At 44.6% G+C, this 19,352-nt stretch carries 16 protein-coding genes; 5 read left to right on the top strand and 11 right to left on the bottom strand.

Annotation, left to right across the window (positions count from 1 at the left end):
* Window positions 1-21: 21 nt before the first annotated feature.
* Together ACTL4S_RS04285 and ACTL4S_RS04290 are read left to right on the top strand one after the other, a co-directional pair.
* Complete coding sequence (locus ACTL4S_RS04285) at window positions 22-1,029, top strand: helix-turn-helix transcriptional regulator (protein ID WP_441298819.1); 1,008 nt, start codon at window positions 22-24, stop codon at window positions 1,027-1,029.
* A gap of 501 nt (window positions 1,030-1,530) precedes the next feature.
* Window positions 1,531-3,201, top strand: a complete 1,671-nt coding sequence (locus ACTL4S_RS04290; RefSeq protein ID WP_441298820.1) for an FMN-binding glutamate synthase family protein — start codon at window positions 1,531-1,533, stop codon at window positions 3,199-3,201.
* Between the two features lie 69 nt (window positions 3,202-3,270).
* Here the strand turns inward: ACTL4S_RS04290 and ACTL4S_RS04295 are convergent, their stop codons facing one another.
* Genes ACTL4S_RS04295 through ACTL4S_RS04310 form a run of 4 tightly spaced genes read right to left on the bottom strand, consistent with a single transcriptional unit; the run spans window position 3,271 to window position 7,005 of the window.
* Window positions 3,271-4,314, bottom strand: coding sequence for an alpha/beta hydrolase (locus tag ACTL4S_RS04295; RefSeq protein WP_253137633.1), 1,044 nt, complete (start codon window positions 4,312-4,314; stop codon window positions 3,271-3,273).
* Entirely contained in the window at window positions 4,314-5,453 is a 1,140-nt protein-coding gene (locus ACTL4S_RS04300) for a YdcF family protein (RefSeq protein ID WP_253137634.1), read from the bottom strand. Before ACTL4S_RS04300 ends, ACTL4S_RS04295 begins: the two co-directional genes overlap by 1 nt.
* A 1-nt stretch (window position 5,454) precedes the next feature.
* The gene (murB, locus tag ACTL4S_RS04305) at window positions 5,455-6,495 is read right to left on the bottom strand and encodes a UDP-N-acetylmuramate dehydrogenase (RefSeq protein ID WP_441298821.1); all 1,041 of its coding nucleotides are present in this window, start codon (window positions 6,493-6,495) and stop codon (window positions 5,455-5,457) included.
* Window positions 6,496-6,498: 3 nt separating this feature from the next.
* Window positions 6,499-7,005 carry a low molecular weight protein-tyrosine-phosphatase gene (locus ACTL4S_RS04310; protein WP_243474537.1) on the bottom strand — a complete coding sequence of 169 codons (507 nt, stop codon included), beginning with the start codon at window positions 7,003-7,005 and terminating at the stop codon, window positions 6,499-6,501.
* Between the two features lie 120 nt (window positions 7,006-7,125).
* Here ACTL4S_RS04310 and ACTL4S_RS04315 point away from each other — a divergent pair, with 120 nt between their 5' ends.
* Together ACTL4S_RS04315 and ACTL4S_RS04320 are read left to right on the top strand one after the other, a co-directional pair.
* Window positions 7,126-8,286 (top strand): iron-containing alcohol dehydrogenase, encoded by a 1,161-nt coding sequence (locus ACTL4S_RS04315; protein WP_004278811.1) that lies wholly within the window; start codon window positions 7,126-7,128, stop codon window positions 8,284-8,286.
* Window positions 8,287-8,330: 44 nt separating this feature from the next.
* Window positions 8,331-8,765: an acyl-CoA thioesterase gene (locus tag ACTL4S_RS04320; protein WP_004645428.1), complete on the top strand. Its 435-nt coding sequence runs from the start codon at window positions 8,331-8,333 to the stop codon at window positions 8,763-8,765.
* 8 nt (window positions 8,766-8,773) lie between these two features.
* Here ACTL4S_RS04320 and dnaX read toward each other — a convergent pair whose 3' ends face one another.
* The 5 genes from dnaX to ACTL4S_RS04345 all read right to left on the bottom strand — a co-directional run bounded on the left by dnaX (window position 8,774) and on the right by ACTL4S_RS04345 (window position 15,330).
* Complete coding sequence (dnaX, locus tag ACTL4S_RS04325) at window positions 8,774-10,906, bottom strand: DNA polymerase III subunit gamma/tau (RefSeq protein WP_441298822.1); 2,133 nt, start codon at window positions 10,904-10,906, stop codon at window positions 8,774-8,776.
* Between the two features lie 133 nt (window positions 10,907-11,039).
* The gene (locus ACTL4S_RS04330; RefSeq protein ID WP_441298823.1) at window positions 11,040-11,483 is read right to left on the bottom strand and encodes a copper resistance protein NlpE N-terminal domain-containing protein; all 444 of its coding nucleotides are present in this window, start codon (window positions 11,481-11,483) and stop codon (window positions 11,040-11,042) included.
* Between the two features lie 78 nt (window positions 11,484-11,561).
* On the bottom strand, window positions 11,562-12,827 hold the full coding sequence (locus tag ACTL4S_RS04335; RefSeq protein ID WP_441298824.1) for a serine hydrolase domain-containing protein: 1,266 nt from the start codon (window positions 12,825-12,827) through the stop codon (window positions 11,562-11,564).
* A 59-nt stretch (window positions 12,828-12,886) separates the two neighbouring features.
* On the bottom strand, window positions 12,887-13,741 hold the full coding sequence (locus tag ACTL4S_RS04340) for a MaoC family dehydratase (protein WP_441298825.1): 855 nt from the start codon (window positions 13,739-13,741) through the stop codon (window positions 12,887-12,889).
* Between the two features lie 197 nt (window positions 13,742-13,938).
* Window positions 13,939-15,330 (bottom strand): 3-oxoacyl-ACP reductase, encoded by a 1,392-nt coding sequence (locus ACTL4S_RS04345; protein WP_441298826.1) that lies wholly within the window; start codon window positions 15,328-15,330, stop codon window positions 13,939-13,941.
* 240 nt (window positions 15,331-15,570) lie between these two features.
* Between ACTL4S_RS04345 and ACTL4S_RS04350 the strand changes: the two genes are divergently transcribed.
* Window positions 15,571-17,088: an acetyl-CoA C-acetyltransferase gene (locus ACTL4S_RS04350; RefSeq protein ID WP_441298827.1), complete on the top strand. Its 1,518-nt coding sequence runs from the start codon at window positions 15,571-15,573 to the stop codon at window positions 17,086-17,088.
* A 54-nt stretch (window positions 17,089-17,142) separates the two neighbouring features.
* Here the strand turns inward: ACTL4S_RS04350 and ACTL4S_RS16445 are convergent, their stop codons facing one another.
* Together ACTL4S_RS16445 and ACTL4S_RS04355 are read right to left on the bottom strand one after the other, a co-directional pair.
* The gene (locus ACTL4S_RS16445; RefSeq protein ID WP_502917760.1) at window positions 17,143-17,508 is read right to left on the bottom strand and encodes a hypothetical protein; all 366 of its coding nucleotides are present in this window, start codon (window positions 17,506-17,508) and stop codon (window positions 17,143-17,145) included.
* A gap of 92 nt (window positions 17,509-17,600) precedes the next feature.
* A complete protein-coding gene (locus ACTL4S_RS04355; RefSeq protein WP_502917761.1) occupies window positions 17,601-19,298 on the bottom strand; it encodes a hypothetical protein in 1,698 nt (565 codons plus the stop codon).
* Window positions 19,299-19,352 lie beyond the last annotated feature (54 nt).

Raw genomic sequence — 19,352 nt, forward strand, 5'->3', positions numbered from 1 at the left:
TTATTGCCAGCAAAATAAATTATGTCAGCACAAGAAAAAGAAACTTCAAACAGTCTGTATCGCCAATGGCAAATTTTGTCGCGTCTTTCTACCGGCAAATGGATGGGAACACGTGAATTACAGGAAATCCTCAATCGCGAAGGCATCGATATCAGTCTACGTACCATTCAGCGTGACCTGAATCAGATTGCGCAACGCTTTCCAATTGAAAGCAGTAAAACCACGCCGCAAGGCTGGCGTTGGCGTTCAGATGCGCCGCTGCAAAGTTTGCCGCATATGACCAGCTCGCAAGCGGTCACTTTCATGATGGTCGAAGAACATTTAAAACATCTGCTGCCACCGAGCCTGATCGAGGAAATGAATCCGTGGTTTGATCTGGCACGACGCAGTCTTTCTTCCCAGAACAATGTCCGGCAATGGATTAACCGCGTACGCATTGTTCCGGCCACCCAACCGCTGATTCCACCTGTGGTAGATAAGGCCGCGCAGCAAGCGGTGTATGAAGGCCTGTTACAGGACAAACAACTGGAATGTGTGTATCAGGGCCGTGGTCATAACAGCGAAGAAAAAACCTATATTCTCAATCCTCTGGCATTGGTACAAAAAGGGTCAATCATTTATCTGGTGTGTACCCGTCATGACAAATCGGATATCCAGACCTTTGCACTGCACCGCTTTAAATCGGCCGTCGTGCTGAATTCACGTGCCTTGCATCCGGTCAATTTCGATATTGATGATTATATTGATTCTGGTGCACTGGGCTTCCGGGTGGACTTCAACCATCCCACCGAAAATGTCACGCTTAAACTCAGCATGTCAGAGTCGGATGCGCATTACTTTGAGGAAAGCCAGCTCAGTAAAGACCAGAAAATTGAAAAAATGGAAGATGGCATGTCGCTGATCACTGCTACCGTGCCATTTACCTCGCAACTGGTCTGGTGGCTACGTAGCTTTGGTAAAAAGATTAAACACATTGAACCGAGTATTGTAGCCAATGCAGTCGATCAACTGGATGAGGAAAACCCTTAACTATACAGGCTTCATCCAGATTCTTTTAGGTATTCCAGAATAAAAAAATCCCCAAATTGGGGACTGTAGAGTTATGCTTATATTTTTGTTCTTGTTGTGGTGATCTGCCGCTGTGCCAAGCTGCTTTTCTTTAACACCCCGAAATGCAGCTTGGATGAAACATCAATATTTAAAAATGACTGAGACATGAGCAAGCCAGCTCAGCATCATTAAAGCGAATGGATTTTTTGGTCATGGTTTAAGACTCCTATGTAGTGAATAAACCGACTATAAAGTCATCTGCCTTACTTGTGAAATAAATAGAATGCATGTCTTTTGCAGATTTTTTCTATAGTACTTTTTTCGAAAAATTTATCTATAATCGCTGCCGATTCATTGTCTGGCTTAATAGCATTTTCGGCAAGTTTATAAAATCGAATAACAATTCTCTGCTTGTATAAGATACCTCGCTCTGCACATCATAAAGCCCTATAGAAGTAGAAATAGGGACTTAATTTTACAATGGCTAACCCTGCTCAATTAGTACGTCACAAGCTGCTCAATACTTTCTTTTCCCGCCATTCGGTCTGGTTTGCCTGCATTGTGATTGCAGTGATTTTTACTACATTTCATATCGGTTATTCGCCGCGTTATATCTATTATTTTATGCCGCAAACGTTGGTGAATACCCTATGGATCCTGAGTATTCTGCTGAGTCTGCTGGGTTTGTATGATGTACTGCAAAACAAGCATTCCATTCTGAAAAATTATCCCATCATAGGACATTTCCGCTTTATTTTTGAGGAATTCCGTCCCGAGATTCGTCAGTATTTTATTGAAGCCGACCGGGATGCACTGCCTTTTTCCCGTATGCAACGCAGTCTGGTGTATCAGCGGGCGAAAAATGAAAATTCAGATAAACCTTTCGGCTCGATCCTGAATGTCTATGAAGATAATTACCGCTTTGTTAGTCATTCCATCACGCCTTGTAAAGTTGCCGATCCGCAGACTTTTCGTATCCTGATTGGAAATGAGCAATGTACCCAGCCCTTTTCAGCTTCTATTTTAAATATTTCAGCCATGAGCTTTGGCAGCATGAGTGCCAATGCAATAAGAGCCCTTAATCTCGGCGCTAAAAAAGGTGATTTTTTCCATGATACAGGCGAAGGCAGTATCAGCCCCTACCATCTGGAATATGGCGGTGATCTGGTCTGGGAAATTGGCAGTGGTTATTTTGGCTGCCGTACTTTAGATGGGCAATTTGATCCGGAACGTTTTGCTGCACAAGCCAAATTACCCCAAGTGAAGATGATTGAAATCAAGCTTTCGCAAGGCGCAAAACCTGGCCACGGCGGTATTTTACCTAAAAGTAAAATTTCGGAAGAAATTGCCCAAATTCGAGGCATCAGCCGTGATCATGATTGTGTTTCACCTTCGAGTCATCCGGCATTTAGCACACCGATTGAAATGATGCATTTCATACAAAAATTACGTGAACTTTCCAACGGAAAACCGGTCGGATTTAAGCTATGTCTGGGCCAGCCGTGGCAGTTTATGAGCATGGTCAAAGCCATGTTACATACCCAGATTTATCCGGATTTTATTGTGGTTGATGGCTCTGAAGGTGGAACCGGAGCTGCACCCATTGAATTAATTGACTATGTTGGCGCCCCTTTAAGAGAAGGTTTGCTGTTTGTACACAATACGCTGGTTGGTGCAGGATTGAGAGATAAGATCAAAATTGGTGCAAGTGGTAAAATTATTAGTGCATTCGATATTGCCAGTACGCTTGCCATTGGTGCGGATTGGGTGAACTCTGCCCGTGGTTTTATGTTTGCAGTAGGCTGTATTCAGGCACAAAGTTGTCATACCAACCAGTGCCCTGTCGGAGTCACCACCCAGGATAAAGATCGCCAGAAAGCTTTACATGTGCCGACCAAGGCAGAACGGGTGTTTCATTTCCATAAAAACACCTTGCATGCCCTATCTGAACTGATCGCTTCCGCAGGTTTAAAACACCCTTCAGCTATTAAGGCGCATCATCTGGCACAACGCGTGAATAATCACGAAATAAAGAACTTTGCGCAGATTCATTTCTGGCTGAAAGAAGGCGAATTATTGTCCTGTGAAAATAAAGATGAGGAGAACTTCTACTTCCGGATGTGGAATTTGGCCCAATTAGAAAAATTTTAATTTGATGCATTTAAAATCAAAAAAGGCGTTTAATTCAAATGCCTTTTTAAATATTCAATTTTCAATCTATCAATAATAAGTTTTGCTGCCATGTGCATGTAAAAAGGCAGGAATCAAACCCGTGAGTGCAGCACGAATATCAGCACGCTCATTGATTAACTGATGCGAACCTTCTTCTAGCATCAGCAAAGTTTGGAGCCGGAATTTACGCCGGATAAATTCGATATTATAACGCCAGTCGACAGTCTGATCCTGTGCACCCTGCGCCAGCCAGACTGGAATACGACAAGCCGGACGCGCTTCCATTTCCAGCATCCAGCGTGACATCGCTAAAATCCAGTCCATGCCCATTATTCGCGGTTGTAATGGATCTTTAAGCCGGATAAAACGCAAAAACTCCGGATTATGGTTATTGCGTCTGAAATGTCGGGGAACTTCACGTTTGATTCGGCTAATAATGCCCAATCCGACCGAATTATGCCACCAGGCAGTTTTAGCGGGACGAATCAATGGTGATAATAGCAAGACCCGCTCGACAAAAGGATTTTCACGACGTTCTGCAAATTCCAGTAAATGGTGCATCCAGATCGCACCACCGGTACTCTGGCCGATGCCAACCCAAGGTTTCGGTAATTGTGAAGCGTGCTGTACATAGCGATGTACTGCATGCAAGACCTGCTGATAATGATCAAAATTCTGAATGCTAGCAGGTGAACCATCACTGAGACCATGTCCCGGCAAGTCATAGGTCAATACGCTAAAACCCTGTTCCAAAAGCTCTTTGACAATCGGCTGATAAATACCGCTATGTTCCAGATAACCATGCAGCAAAAAAGCGGTTCCCTGAATATTGTCAAAGCGGGTATTTTCCAGATTCGGTTCAAACACCTGTACATGCAACTTGAATAATGGCATCTGTACATAGCCCTGCCAGTGTTTGCAGTCCAGTAAATCAAAACCATAAAGCTTTCGATAGGACTGCAGATCAATCGGCGGTTCATCACTACGATTCAGGTTTAAAGGTGGCAAGAGTTGAGGCGTAACATCCCGACTCGGAATGGGTAAATCCAGCTGTTTCAGAATGGTGGGATTTAAAAATGGGATATCAGACATTATGGCACCTCCCGACAGTCACTGGATCCAAACCACATATCGCGCATGGTCGCCAACATTTCATAATTGGCACGACGACTGTGATCATAATTTTGTGCACTTGGACGCCATCGTGTCAATGGCGTTGGCATCGGCGCTTCTACCGGAATGGTTTGTATGCCATTTAACGCAAATAAACGGCGGGTACGCGGCATATGATAACGATCCGTAATCAGAATCACTGTAGGCGCTCCACCTTTCTTTTGTAATAATAATGAACTGAAACGGGTATTTTCACAGGTGTTCATGCTGCGATCTTCCAGTAATTTGGCATCGACACCATGATTTTTTAACCAGCGCTGCATATACGGCGCTTCGACCCCACTCAGAACAATCGGCAACTGGTAATGTTTCTCTACTGCCAGCGTGGTTTCCAGCCGTAGTCGCGTATAGTTATTGACGACAATTTCTTTGCCGTGGTCATCTAAAGTTAATCCACCACCCAATACCACAATGGCATAAGGCTGGGAGCTATTCGCCGGTTTAGCCTGCTGTTGCTCTTGTAGTAAAGCCAAGTCCTGCTGGATTTCCTCTCCATCGGTTTCCTGTACCGAACTGGCTTCGCCTTGTTCCAGCGGATGCGTTGTCAGAAACTCCATATATTGCTCAATACGTTCCTTGTTTTCACTACTGTCCCACTCCAGCAATTCCCGGACATTTGCTGTCGGATCGACTGGTTCTGCACCTTCCTGTGAGGACAATAACGGCACCTGAGCAGGTGGACTTTGCTCTGCTTTTTGATCCTGCTGCTCGCGTTGATATTCTTCAATTACTTGCTGCAGTGCTTTATAACGCGCCTGAATCAGCATCAGGTTGGCAGAATTATTTTGCTGGATATCCTGTTCCATGACCTTTAAATAAGCCTGACGGGCAATCCACAAATCAGAGCCAGGTTCCAGATTTTCATGCTCGCTTAACGCTGCCATTTTCTGGCTTTGGGCAGCGACTTCATTTAGCTCTAGGGAGACAAACTGGTTTAAGCCCTTGACGATCATTTTTGAGTAAAAAGGCGTATAAACCAACACCAGTAGACAGCCGCATAGCACAAACAGTCCAGTGACAATTTGTAGCAAACGTACCATCCAATGGGTGTTTTTCATGTTATTCCTCTTCCTGATAAGAACGAATCAAGCCATTTTTATCGAACAATACAGGTTCAGGTTCCAGCATCAGACTAAATTTTTCCCAAACTGATTGCTGTACCCCACGATACGTTTTACGAACATCGGTGAGAGAGGCTTGACCATAATTCACCAAGACCAATGCCTGTTTGTGAAACATGCCGACAGGCCCCAACTGTTTACCCTTCCAGCCCGCCTGATCAATCAGCCAGCCCGCTGCTAGTTTAACTTGAGCATTGGCTTGTTGGTAATGGGGTAAATTCGGGAAAGATACAGCAATTTGGTCAAAGACCGCCTGATCAACCACTGGATTTTTAAAGAAGCTACCCACGTTGGGAAATTCTTGCGGATCAGGTAATTTGCTCTGACGAATCTGAATGACCTGTTGCTGCAAGTTTTCTGCTGTGAGCTGATCACCGACCGCAGTCTTCAGGTCACCGTAATTCAGTTTCAAATCTGGCTGTTTAAGTAATCTAAAAGTCACATGGGTAATCACATAACGGTTAGGATCATCTTTAAAAATACTATGCCGGTAGGCAAACTGACAATCTGCTGCCTGAATCGAAGCAAACTGTTTCAATTGTCGGTCATAGACCTCAACAGAATCGATGAATTCTCCGACTTCGACACCATAAGCGCCAATATTCTGTACTGGCGATGCACCGACCCGACCCGGAATTAAAGCTAGATTCTGTAGGCCATATAAACTTTGTGCCGTGGTCCAGAGCACGAAGTCATGCCAGCCTTGTCCGCCGCCTACACGTAAACGTTGCGACTGATCATCAGCATCCAGCATTTCAATGCCTTGAATATCCATATGCAGAACTAGCGCATCAATCTGCTCCGGCAACAACATATTACTGCCGCCTGACAGGATCAGCACATTGAGTTGCTGCTGTTCCGCAAAATCCAGTGCAGTTAGCAGATCAGCGGTGGATTGAATCTGAGCATAGTGCGAAGCAATCGCTTCTAGATTTAAAGTATTAAAAGGTTTAAGTTGAACCTGGGTTTGAATCTGCATCGCTTAAACCTTGTGTAAATTCTGTTTAAAAATCTCAATCCAGGCCTGGCTGCTGGACTCACACTGATCAAGCACCCGTTCAAAGCCATCCGCTTCGCCATAATAGGGATCCGGTAAGGCCTGTTTCGGATAGGTCTGATCATGCTCACTCATCAATGCCACACGTGCACGTACATGACCAAACTGAGTTTCTGCCAGACGCTGTATGTTCTGGATATTGGATAAATTCTCCAGATCCATCGCCAGAATCAGATCATAATCAATAAAATCGTGTGGAATGAGTTGACGTGCGCGAAGTGCTGAAAGGTCATAGCCACGTTTTAGTGCATGCTTCTGGCTACGCAAGTCCGGTGCCTTGCCCGGATGATAATTACTGGTTCCGGCAGAACCGACCACAATATTCAGTTGCTGTTCATCACAATAATGTCTGAGTACAACTTCTGCCGTGGGAGAGCGGCAAATATTTCCCAAACAAACACATAACACCTTGTATGGCGTTCTGGATGACATAAACAACCTCAGAGCTACTTTATTTTAAAGATTCTTATGTTAAGTTATTTATATACTGATTCCTATCTTACAACCATAGAATAATCTCGTATTTGCAATAAAAAAATCAAGGATATCGCCATGAATCGTTTTCAGTTTCAAACCGTCCCCAATATCATTGCCGGACTAGGCACGATTCAGGAATTATTTAAAATTCTAAAAAATGGCCGTTATCGCCGTCTTCTACTGGTGACTGACCCGGGTATGCTGAAGGAGCAATTACATCTGCCGATTCTGGATATTATTGAATCTGCCGGACTGGAGTATGTGATTTACTCGGATGTTCAGGCCGATCCGCCCGATACAGTGGTGCTTGAAGCGGTGGCTTTTGCAAAACAGGAAAATATTGATGTGGTGCTGGGCTTTGGTGGTGGCAGCTCGATGGATGTGGCCAAACTCATTGCAATTTTGGCGCATCCTGAACAGCATCAGACATTGTCTGATCTGTATGGCGTTGATAATGCCACCGGACCGCGTTTAGCTTTAATTCTGGTACCAACTACGGCTGGAACAGGTTCAGAAGTGACGCCGATTTCGATTGTCACCACAGGTGAAACCACTAAAACCGGTATTGTGGCACCGATCCTTTTTGCAGATATTGCCATTCTGGATGCAACATTTACCCAGAATCTTCCAGCACAGATCACTGCCGCCACCGGCATTGATGCCATGGTACATGCCATTGAAGCCTATACCTCAAAACACAAGAAAAATCCTTATTCGGATATGCTGGCCAAACAGGCTTTAAGATTACTGAATGCCAATCTGCAACGTGTACTGCAAAACGGTCATGATTTAGATGCCCGCCAAAATATGCTGGTCGGTTCCATGCTGGCCGGACAAGCCTTTGCCAATGCACCAGTCGCTGCCGTACATGCGCTGGCTTATCCACTGGGTGGACATTTTCATCTTTCGCATGGGCATAGCAATGCACTGGTTCTAACTGAAGTATTAAAGTTTAATGCGCCAGCAGCCAAACAGCTCTATGCGGAATTGATGACCTGGCTGGATCCCCGTAGTAAAGGTTGCCATGATGGCCTGACCGATCTGTTTATTGATCATTTTAATAATCATCTGATGCAAAGCGGTTTGACTCTAAAACTAAATCAGTTGAATGTTCCAGAACATATACTGCAGGTGATGGCAGAAGATGCGATGCAACAAAGCCGGCTGTTGCAGAATAATCCACGTGAACTCAAGGTGGAGGATGCTTATCAGATTTATCAGGCGATCTATTCCTAGATCAATTTCCACCTAAGCCTTATCTAGCTGAGGACTGAATAGTGATGAAAGCCACCATCAAACAGCGTGAACACTATACTTTTTTCCTGCCCATTCAAACCCGTTGGGCAGACAATGATCTGTACGGCCATGTCAACAATGTGACTTATTACAGTTATTTTGATACCGCCGCCAATGCCCTGCTGATTCAGGAAGCTGCTTTTGACCCAAAATATTCACCCATGATTGGACTGGTCGTCAGCTCCAACTGTCAGTTTAATCAGGAACTGTCTTATCCGGAAATTATTGAAGTGGGCGTAGCCATTGAAAGCATGGGAAATTCATCGCTCAGCTATGATCTGGCTATTTTTAAACGCAACTCGGATACAGCCGCTGCACAAGGCAATTTTGTCCATGTATTTGTCGATCGTGAGACACGAAAAAGCACCCCGATTCCAGTTGAAATGCGGGATGCTTTATCTCGATTTGTTGTGACTTAACATCCAGCCTATTTCAGCTGAATATTTTGCAGTTCACCGTCAAACTGCTGTAGCAGATCACGTACAGCCGGTTCAGCATGTAACAATTCTTCGGCACGTTTAAAGGCACGTGCCTTACGCTGATGCTGCATGGTATATGGTGTTAACTGGTCCACATTTTCAAATTTCACCTGGAAGTTAGTTTGCGGCCATTGCTGTTGCAAAGCAGCTTCCAGATTATGTTGCAACTGGGTCAGCAACTGCTGGTACTGTTCAGGAATATGGAAAACGGATTCTCCATTCATCTGGCCAGTCATGACGCCATACTGTGCCAGTTCCTGTACCGCTGGAGAAAGTTGGCTATTACGGAACCAGTATTCCCATTTTTCTACGCTCCACTCGCCTTCTAAGGTTTGCTCAGGTATTTTTAAAATATCCTGTGGCATCAGATTCTGCGTATTTACATCTTGGGAAATATCTTCCAGCAAAGCTGTCTGTGCAACTGGCTGAACCGGAACTGTATTTTCAAGAGCAGGCTGAGCAATCGAATCCTGTGAAAGTTCCAATTCCGGTGCAGCAAGACTAAATTCCTCATCAGCAGACATACTGTCTTGTGCTGGCTCGGTAGGGATGACAGCATCTGCAAGAATAAACTCTTCAAGCAGCAAATCATCCGAACTGTTGCTGGTAGCAGGTGCTTCTGGCGTACTCTCGATTTCATCAAAACCAAATAAGCCTTTGTCATCATTTGGATCAAGAATAATTTGATCACTAGACTGCACTTCTTCAATGGTGGTCTGAATTACTACGGGCTGGACAGATTCAGGCTCAGTGATGCTAGTTGGCTCGTCTTCATCCAAAAAATCATCCGAAGAAGGTTCAGACGCTGATGCGACATCAATCTCCTCATCTGTCTCATCGTCCAGAGAAAAATCATCAAATATCGGTTCTGCCTCCAATGATTGTGTTTCTACTGATTCAGATTGAAGTTGTGTCTGAACAGGTGGCTGTAGACGTGTTGTATGGGTTGTTGCCTGTTGCGATGCAGTCTCCTGCATTACTGGAATTTCACTTGGTTGTAATGGACGGAAAGCCAGTAAGCGTAGCACCGTCATCTCAAAGCCTTGTTCCTGCGTAACTGCAAGCTGTAAATCGGCACGACCCTTACAGGCAATCTGATAATACAGTTGCAGGTCTTGTGCTGAGATGAGAGCCGATAACTGCATGATCTTTTGATTGATTTCGGCACTATATTTCAGGCTCAGATCTGGCAGGTACTGCAATAAAGCCAGTTCATGCAGTGTCGAAATTAGCTGGTCTAGCACCAGTGACACATCCAGAGCTTGCTGACGGAATTGTAGTAATAACTGACTGACCTGCGCTTTCTGGTTCTGGTGAATCGCCAGAATCAGATCATAAATAATGGTGCGGTCAATCAGTCCTAGCATGTCTTTGACATCCTGATGCTGAATCGCTCCCTGACCATAGGCAATCGCCTGATCGGTCAACGACAAGGCATCACGTAATGAACCTTGCGCAGATTCAGCAATCTGCCAGATCGCATCCTGATCAGACTGAATACTTTCTTTGCTAAGAATATGGCCCAGATGTTCGGTAATTTCATCGACTGCCAATGGGCGCAAGGTAAATTGCAGACAGCGAGAAATTACGGTAATTGGCAGTTTTTGCGGATCGGTGGTTGCAAATAGGAATTTGACATGTTCCGGCGGTTCTTCTAGCGTCTTTAATAAGGCATTGAAAGAATGCGTGGACAGCATGTGCACTTCATCGATCAGGTAGACCTTGAAGCGGCCTTGAGTCGGTGCATAAGGCACATTGTCGAGCAACTCGCGGGTATCTTCGACCTTGGTACGGGATGCCGCATCAATTTCAATCAGGTCAATAAAACGACCTTCATTGACTGCGGTACAGGTCGCACAGACTTCACAAGGCGTCGAGGTAATACCGGTTTCACAGTTCAAGCACTTCGCCAAAATACGTGCAATCGTGGTTTTTCCAACACCACGCGTTCCCGTAAACAAATAGGCATGATGCAAACGGCCACGTTCGAGCGCGCTGGTTAAAGCACGTGATACATGGTTTTGCCCCACCAATTCATTGAAATTACGAGGACGGTATTTTCGCGCAAGTACTTGATACATGTATGCTCCTTTTTATAGGTCTAAGCATACTGTTTTTTTATGAAATAGTGAAATGAATGCCGGTTTATAAAGAATAAAAATCTCTTTATCAAAATCATTGAAAAAGGGATATAAAACAGAGGCTTTTTTAAGATCAGACGGATTCAAACAAGATAAAGTCACTTTGCATCTGGTAGCGTTTGCCTGTTTGATCTTCACGAATTTCCAGAACATGCTTTTTCAGATCGACATAGAGCAGATTCCGGGTATCGACATTCAGCAACTCAATCTTTTGTTGTGATTCATCCTGAAACCGAATCTGCCCGCTCATCGTTTCAATTTCATTATGACCACTTAAACTTTCACGCTGTAAAGTAAAGGTCTGATCTTCATTCAAAGTCAAAGCCACTGCCATGCCTGGACAGTCTTCACAACTTGAAAAGCATCCCATACATGGCGTTGTACCCTGATAACTCCCAACCCAGGCAGGAATCTGAGCTTTGGCTTCCATCACCGTTTTTACAGCCGGCTGATTCGGCTCTTGACATCCTAACAACGCACTGCTTGCGACCAGAGGAATCACCAGCACTTTTTTCATTACTTCACACCATAGCCATGGACTGCGCGACAAAATAACATATTTGTCTGACGGGCTAAACTCCCAAATCAGGGATAATTAGCGCCAGCCTTTGCGGCCGGTCAGTACCGCATCCGCACAGCGCAATGTTTCCTGGGTCAGGCCCCAAAGACGGTAGTCTCCGGTCAATGAACCTGTAGGAAAGTTATGTGTATAGGCAAAACTTAAACCGCGCTCAGGATCGCACCAGGCACCAGAGCCATTAAACCCCATATGACCAAAACCTTTAGAGGCTTTTCCTAAAGTGAGAACACGGTGATAACCCAAACGCCAGTGCATCGGTAAAGGCATGACCCGATCTCGTGTTTTGTATTGCATCTGACTAAGTCGCTGGAACACCTCAGGCGAAATCAGTTGCTGACCTTGCCATTCACCATGATTCGCCAGCATGGTATAGATTTTTGCCAGACTCTCTGCAGTAAAGACACCATTGGCGGAGGGAATAATCGCTTGTAGCCCCTGTTCACTAAAGAAACTAAATTTCTTCATGCCTTTGGGAATCATGGCATCCTGAAAATCCTGAGGATCCTGCCCGCTAAAGACCAAGGCTCGCTCCATCAGGTTCGGCTTTCTTGGTGTAGTTTTTTTCGCAGTTTGTGTTTGAGACTTAGTTGTTTTAGGCTTTAAAATAGGTAAGGCCACCCGAGCTAACTCATGCGTCGGTACGCTAAAATAAGCACCATTTAACTGTAGTGGCTGTACCAGATATTCCTGCATCAGTTCACCCAGTTTTTTACCAGTCGCTTTTTCCAGTACACCACCTACTTGCCAGCCAAAAGTCAGCGGTTGATAGGCTGCATCTGTTGCAACTCGAAAACGTGGTTCCGCTGCCGCAATCCGGTCCAGCATATGCGACCAGTCGACCATTTCAGTGGCATCATCAATGATATTACGGATATCAAACAGGCCACTTTGATGACTGAGCATATGTGCCAGAGTAATATTTTCTTTACCATTTTGTGCAAATTCAGACCAGTATTCTGCAACCGGTCGATCATAATCCAGATAACCTTGACTGACCAGAATATGCGCCAAAGTCGCCAGCACACCTTTACCTGTGGAATAACACAGCGACATGGTATCCGGTTGCCAGTTTTCAGTGACAGACTTTTTACCGGTATAAATATCGACGACCTTTTGTCCCTCAAAATATACCACCAGTGCGGCACCACCCTGTTCGGTACGTGCATCCTGCAAACGGCTAAACTGACGGGCAAGGTCACTGAAACGCTCATCGACATTGCCCTGATAATTATGCTGATCAGCAAACAGATAATCTTTAATTGGCTGCATCATTCTATCCATAGAATATTGATCCCTTAAAATGAAAAAGCCTAAATCGGGTTTAGGCTTTTGATTCAGATTTAAATTGCTTTGATATGGCCGGTGACGTGTGGTTTTTGATTTTTACTGCTTCGTATCAGAAAATCTGTATCATTGGCTGCCTGTGCCGTCAGGAACTCAACTTTAGATGGCAAGTACATCGGCAACTTGAACCAGACATCAGCTTCATAAGCATCTGGCAATGACAGATTCGCCAGTGCTTTGGCCTTGCTCCACATACCATGTGCAATCGCCTGTTTAAAACCAAAAGCTTTCGCTGTGACTGCATGAATATGGATCAAGTTAAAGTCGCCTGAGGTCATGGCATAACGACGACCAGTATTCTCCGAGATGTTCCATTCATTATTGAGTATATATTCTGGCGCTTGGCTTTCTGCAGGTTTTGCAGCAGCTTTAGCATTGGTCTTTTGACGTGACAAATAAGTCGTCAATGCTTCAACTACGACCTCGCCTCCCACTTTGACTGTAGTAATGAAATCAAACTGCACGCCTTTATCGTGCGGCTGCAATTCGCCAAATTTGCATGCTAGGGTCAAGGTTTCATTGACGCCGATTTTACGGTATTGCTTCACTTGGTTACGGATATGTACCAAGCCCAAGATCGGAAATGGAAATGCTTCTGAAGTCATCAAGTGCATTTGCAGACTTTGTGAAAGCACCGTCAGATAGATTGCTGGAATATAACCATTATTTTTAAAACCGCAGACTTCATTATAGGCTTTCAGATGTTTCTGATCGACCTTGAATGAATCCACCACATATTCAACTTGCGGTAGAGCTTTTTCAGCTTTCGGCTTTTTAAAAATCAAGCCCTGAATCACTTTTGGATAGGCTAAATAAGGTTTTGGAAGTTGACTAAAATGGCGCGTATTCATACTGAACCTTTGGAAATTTTATTATTTCAATTTGTCTAAAAGCGCCTTCTCTTGCACCATATATGGCTCAGGGAGAAGGCTGGGATGAGGGTCAATTCATCCCCTTTTTAATTTAATTTTTACCTCTCCCTAACCCTCTCCATTAAAGGAGAGGGATATCTCCCCCTTTTCAAAGGGGGATTTAGGGGGATTTTAAATTAAGCCCCTAACAGACTTTGACCACATACACGTACCACGTTGCCATTTAAACCTGTTGATGCAGTAGCAGCAAACATTGCAATCGTTTCTGCAACATCGACAGGTAGACCGCCCTGACTCATCGAATTCATACGGCGGCCCGCTTCACGGATCGCAAATGGAATCGCAGCCGTCATCTGAGTCTCGATAAAGCCCGGTGCAACGGCATTAATGGTTATACCATTTTTTAATGTCGGTGCTGTGAATTTTACTACACCTATCACCCCGGCTTTAGATGCTGCATAGTTAGTCTGACCCAGGTTACCTGCAATTCCTGAAATTGAGGATACACAGATAATACGGCCATTGGCATTTAGACCATTGTTGGAGATTAAATAATCATTCACACGTTCAATTGCCGACAGGTTGATATTAATCACCAGATCCCACAGCTCAGGCTTCATATTGGCCAAGGTCTTGTCACGAGTAATTCCGGCATTATGTACAATAATATCCAGACCGCCATGCTCAGCTGCCGCTGCCTTGATCTTCTCACCTGCATCTGCAGCTGTAATATCAATAGCTAAAGTTGAACCGCCAATTTCACCGGCTACACGATCAAGGTCCGCTTGCTGCTGCGGAACATCCAGACAGATGACATGTGCACCATCACGTGCCAATACATGAGCAATCGCTTCACCAATACCACGGCTCGCACCGGTTACTACAGCAGTTTTGCCTGCTAATGGTTTAGTCCAGTCCACATCCACTTTTTCAGCAGGTGAAACACGGATCACCTGACCAGAAACATAGGCAGACCGTGGAGAAACTGCAAAACGTAAAGCAGACTCAAGATTTGCTTTAGCACCAGCATCTACATAGATCAGGTTCGCTGAAATTCCCTTTTTAAACTCTTTACCCACAGATTTTACAAAACCTTCCAGTGCGCGTTGAGCAATGGACTGGCTGACTGATTTAGCAGTTTCAGGCGTAGTTCCTACAATCACGACACGGCCAGAACTTTGGATTTGACGTGCAATCGGGTTGAAGAAATCATAAAGTGATTTTAACTGTTCTGAGTTTTCGATTCCTGAAGCATCAAAAATGACAGCTTTGAATTTTGATTCTTTATCGCCTGGATTAAATGCACCCAGATTCAGTCCAGCTGATGCAGCAGCCTGTTGTAATTCAGCATTGTTACCTGCATAGCTATTGGCATGAATATTTGCCAGAACCTGAGCAATAGCACCAGTCAAGGTACTTGCCGGTGCTGCTCCAAACAATACTGCACCTTTGACTACAGGTGTAGCAGACTCAAAACGCTCTAAAGAAGTTGGGGATGGCAGACCCAAATTTTTAATGACAAATTTACCAATAGGAGATTTTGCAAAAGTTTGGTACTGATCAGTCATGTTTATTATCTCTCATACAAATTAATTTTTGGTTGATCTAAAGTTATCCTTAAACTTCAGTATGATGCCAGACACTTATATTTCAATAGATCTACCAGTTTCCGCCCAATCATACTTGAGATAACAGGCAGATGACTTGACCTAAGCGCAGTCTGTAATGTCATTGTAGTCAATACAGCCTATCTTCTTCTATGCTAATGTAACCACCAAGAAGACGATCTATTTGCCTGGTAAAGCCTTATGAGCAAAACAACTCAAGATAATCCAGCAGTCGAGAACTCTGCGACAGAAACTGTGTCAAAACCATCAACGCGTAACAAGCGTAGCACTAAAAATCCTGATACAGCCAATGCCACAGAAAAAAGTCCGGCTAAAACCACACGTACACGCAGTACATCTGCACGTACCAAAAAAACGACTTCAAGCCAACAAGATTCAACATCTATAACACAGACTTCTGTTCAACAGGAACCAAACATGAGCCAAAATACAGTTCGCCGCGTTGCTATTATCGGTGGTAACCGCATTCCATTTGCACGTTCTAACGGTGCTTACTTTACGGCATCCAATACTGATATGTTCACAGCAGCCCTGAATGGTCTGGTTGAACGTTTTAACCTTCAAGGTCAACGCTTAGGTGAAGTGGTTGCAGGTGCTGTACTGAAACACAGCCGCGACTTCAACATGACGCGTGAATGTGTACTGAATACTGCTCTTGCACCAGAAACCCCTGCTTATGATATTCAGCAAGCATGTGGTACTGGCCTTCAAGCAGCATTCCTGGTCGCGAACAAGATTGCTCTAGGTCAAATCGAAGTGGGAATCGCAGGTGGTGTAGATACAACTTCTGATGCACCAATCGCTTTCGGTGATGGCTTACGTAAAGCATTACTTGAGCTGAACATTGCGAAAACTGCGAAAGACCGTTTAAAAGCCCTGACTAAAATCAATGTAAAAGACCTGATGGATGCACCAAAAAATGGTGAGCCACGTACTGGCCTGTCTATGGGCGACCATCAGGCGATTACTACACTGGAATGGGGTATTTCCCGTGAAGCGCAAGATGAACTTGCAGCTTCTTCACACCAGAAAATGGCCGCAGCCTATGAAGAAGGTTTCTTTGATGACCTGATCACACCATTCTTGGGTCTTCAACGTGACAATAACCTGCGTGCGGACTCAAGTGTTGAAAAACTGGCGAAATTAAAGCCGGCCTTTGGTAAGGGCGATGCCCGTACCATGACTGCGGGTAACTCTACGCCGCTAACAGATGGTGCTTCTTGCGTGCTCTTGGCTTCTGAAGAATGGGCGAAGGCAAATGGTCATGAAGTATTGGCTTACCTGACTTTCCAGGAAACTGCCGCAGTTGATTTTGTCGAGAAAAAAGAAGGCCTGTTGATGGCGCCTGCTTATGCCGTGCCGCGTATGCTGGAACGTGCAGGTCTGAAACTGCAAGACTTCGACTATTATGAAATTCATGAAGCTTTTGCATCTCAAGTATTGTCTACGCTGAAAGCTTGGGAAGATCCGAAATTCTGTAAAGAGCGTTTAGGTCTGGATGCACCATTAGGTTCAATTGACCGTGCAAAATTGAACGTAAAAGGCTCTTCACTTGCTGCCGGTCACCCGTTTGCAGCAACTGGCGGTCGTATCATTGCGACAGCAGCAAAACTGATTAACCAGAAAGGTTCAGGTCGCGTACTGGTATCGATCTGTGCAGCCGGTGGTCAAGGTGTAACGGCGATTATTGAAAAATAATCTGTTGACCGATCCAATTAAAAAGCCCCTCAAATGAGGGGCTTTTTTTATGTTTTAGGGATTTGGCATCGGGTTATTTTTAAAATATTCATCCACTTTGTTCCACGGTGCAGTCGATGCCACACCTTTCACCATATTCTGGTTCACACCCTGACAAAGCGCGCTGTCGGGTGTTAGGTGGAAAGCATTCACATTTGGGTCCATATAAGGAATTGAGCCTGGACGGCGCTGGAAATAGAAGTTTAACCAATCGACCATAGCTTCAAAGCCATAATTCGACATGGCCCAGGCACTATTATGCCCGCCCCAATGATGACCAAATTCATGTGCAATAATTCGATAACCAGATAATCTGTAATGGCCATAGAATAACCAAGTATCTACTCCTAATACTGCTCCACCACCTAAACCACCACCCATATTGGTAATGCCAAGATTAATTTCATTGCGGTTAAGAATTTCCCGATAGATCCGGACATAATCTTCTGGCTGAAAGAAACCATTCGGCCCTTCTACCTGACCATCATTGCCAAAAAAATCGTGTCCATGACCGCTTTATGGTTAAACCATAAGGTTTCAAATTCTAGAGTACTGAGCATATAGGCCAGATTGGTCATCATCATGACCCATTCCCGGGCATAGACCGGCGTAATACGACACCATTTATTCGGTTCATCATAGGTACCAAAATAAATTTTCCATTTGGCTTTAATCTGATTCAGCTTTTTGACGTGCTCATCGGTCTCAGAGCTAATTTTCAGATCAAAAACATTGCTTGGGTTTTGCGTGGTCTGACTCAGACCTGCGAGCTGGATCGAGCCTGTGCCATCAAGCAACGGGAAACGGGATTGATCGGTCAACTTGAGACCAAAATTTGCCTTCGAAAATGGCGTCAACTGATCCAGCTTAGCCAGAATCACCCAGTCTTCTGAGTTTTTAATCTTGGCACGAATCTGCAAATCACGTACAGGCACAGCACTGTAGCTTTGCAAATGCAGGCGGTTGCCATTTAGAGTTGCCGATAAAATCTTGTCCATATAGACATGACGCTGGCGGCTATTGGTCAAGGTTTCCCATGATTCACCATCCTGCAAGACACGGCTTCTCTCGCGTGCCTGAGATTCGGTTAAAATCATAGCTTGGTTTAGCTGTGTGGATTTATTCTGTTGCAAGGTCAGCATCGGCAGAATATGAATTTTCTGATTGGCCATGTGTAATAGATTCTGACCATAAATATAAAGATCGCTGGCCTTGGCCAGTCGACTGCTCTGGTTTTGCCCTTTTAAAATATAATCTCGGAAAGTATCTACACTTTTATTGGGTAAGATAGACTCCAAGTTAAAAGATTTTTCCCGGTAGCTTTTTACAGTTCCATCGTTATGACGATCCATGACTGCCGACAAATTGGTTTCTGTTAAAATGGGCGTAATATTATTTCCATTTTCCTGAATCTGATTGATATCGTGGACATAAGTCATACCATCCGGCAGGCTGGTATACAGATAGTCGTCCATGACCTCCATACGTGCATTACAGTTGCGTGCACAGCCCGGCAAGCTGAGCCGTGCAAATTTGCGGGCCTTTAAATGGTTTTGCGCTGTCACATCACTTTGACGCCAGACATTGATCCGGCCTTCAATATCAGGTACATACACATAACGGTCGTCAGCAGTCACTGCATTGCTATGTACCAGCGCATAATTAAGCGCATCGCCCCACCATACACCTATGCCGAGTGCCATAATGAAGCTCGGCTGCTCACCACTAATATCTAGAATATCAATTCGGTTCGAGCCATAATTGGCCACATACAAACGCCCTGCATGAATTTCCAGATCATTCAGGCTGTCCCATTTTTTGGCCAGACCCGAAATTTTCATAGGATCAATCGCACTGAGTGCACGTTTTTGTTTTAAGTCATAACGTAGAATATTCGATTCGGCCTGACTATTGGCAATATAAAGCACATCGCCATTTACCACCATGGCGGTGGGATTCCAGGTTTTCAGACCGAAATTCCCTGCTGTTAATTCCGAACCTACATCCAGAACCTTAAATTCCGCAATTTTGCTCAGTTGCTCACCCGAACCTGGTGAAATTACGAGATCCGGAAGCGTCTGCTGTGACGTACTGCTATCACCTCCTCCCCCCCCACAACCAGACATCAGCAACACGATGGACACTGATAAGATCGCGCGTCTAAATAGCATTGAATTCCCCAATAAATTTAAAAATTAAAATAAAAAATCAAAGTCTTATAGCTT

Origin of the sequence: Acinetobacter lwoffii, from assembly GCF_052078135.1 — a bacterium.
Classification (GTDB): Bacteria; Pseudomonadota; Gammaproteobacteria; order Pseudomonadales; family Moraxellaceae; genus Acinetobacter; species Acinetobacter lwoffii_Z.

Bases quoted from the DNA above. Each gene is read 5' to 3' on its own strand.
- ACTL4S_RS04310 (WP_243474537.1), bottom strand. From the start codon at position 7,005: ATGTCATCCAGAACGCCATACAAGGTGTTATGTGTTTGTTTGGGAAAT.
- ACTL4S_RS04330 (WP_441298823.1), bottom strand. From the start codon at position 11,483: ATGAAAAAAGTGCTGGTGATTCCTCTGGTCGCAAGCAGTGCGTTGTTA.
- ACTL4S_RS04315 (WP_004278811.1), top strand. From the start codon at position 7,126: ATGAATCGTTTTCAGTTTCAAACCGTCCCCAATATCATTGCCGGACTA.
- ACTL4S_RS04345 (WP_441298826.1), bottom strand. From the start codon at position 15,330: ATGACTGATCAGTACCAAACTTTTGCAAAATCTCCTATTGGTAAATTT.
- ACTL4S_RS04340 (WP_441298825.1), bottom strand. From the start codon at position 13,741: ATGAATACGCGCCATTTTAGTCAACTTCCAAAACCTTATTTAGCCTAT.
- ACTL4S_RS04295 (WP_253137633.1), bottom strand. From the start codon at position 4,314: ATGTCTGATATCCCATTTTTAAATCCCACCATTCTGAAACAGCTGGAT.
- ACTL4S_RS04350 (WP_441298827.1), top strand. From the start codon at position 15,571: ATGAGCAAAACAACTCAAGATAATCCAGCAGTCGAGAACTCTGCGACA.
- ACTL4S_RS04300 (WP_253137634.1), bottom strand. From the start codon at position 5,453: ATGAAAAACACCCATTGGATGGTACGTTTGCTACAAATTGTCACTGGA.
- ACTL4S_RS04335 (WP_441298824.1), bottom strand. From the start codon at position 12,827: ATGGATAGAATGATGCAGCCAATTAAAGATTATCTGTTTGCTGATCAG.
- ACTL4S_RS04290 (WP_441298820.1), top strand. From the start codon at position 1,531: ATGGCTAACCCTGCTCAATTAGTACGTCACAAGCTGCTCAATACTTTC.
- ACTL4S_RS04320 (WP_004645428.1), top strand. From the start codon at position 8,331: ATGAAAGCCACCATCAAACAGCGTGAACACTATACTTTTTTCCTGCCC.
- ACTL4S_RS16445 (WP_502917760.1), bottom strand. From the start codon at position 17,508: ATGGGTGGTGGTTTAGGTGGTGGAGCAGTATTAGGAGTAGATACTTGG.
- ACTL4S_RS04355 (WP_502917761.1), bottom strand. From the start codon at position 19,298: ATGCTATTTAGACGCGCGATCTTATCAGTGTCCATCGTGTTGCTGATG.
- dnaX (WP_441298822.1), bottom strand. From the start codon at position 10,906: ATGTATCAAGTACTTGCGCGAAAATACCGTCCTCGTAATTTCAATGAA.
- murB (WP_441298821.1), bottom strand. From the start codon at position 6,495: ATGCAGATTCAAACCCAGGTTCAACTTAAACCTTTTAATACTTTAAAT.
- ACTL4S_RS04285 (WP_441298819.1), top strand. From the start codon at position 22: ATGTCAGCACAAGAAAAAGAAACTTCAAACAGTCTGTATCGCCAATGG.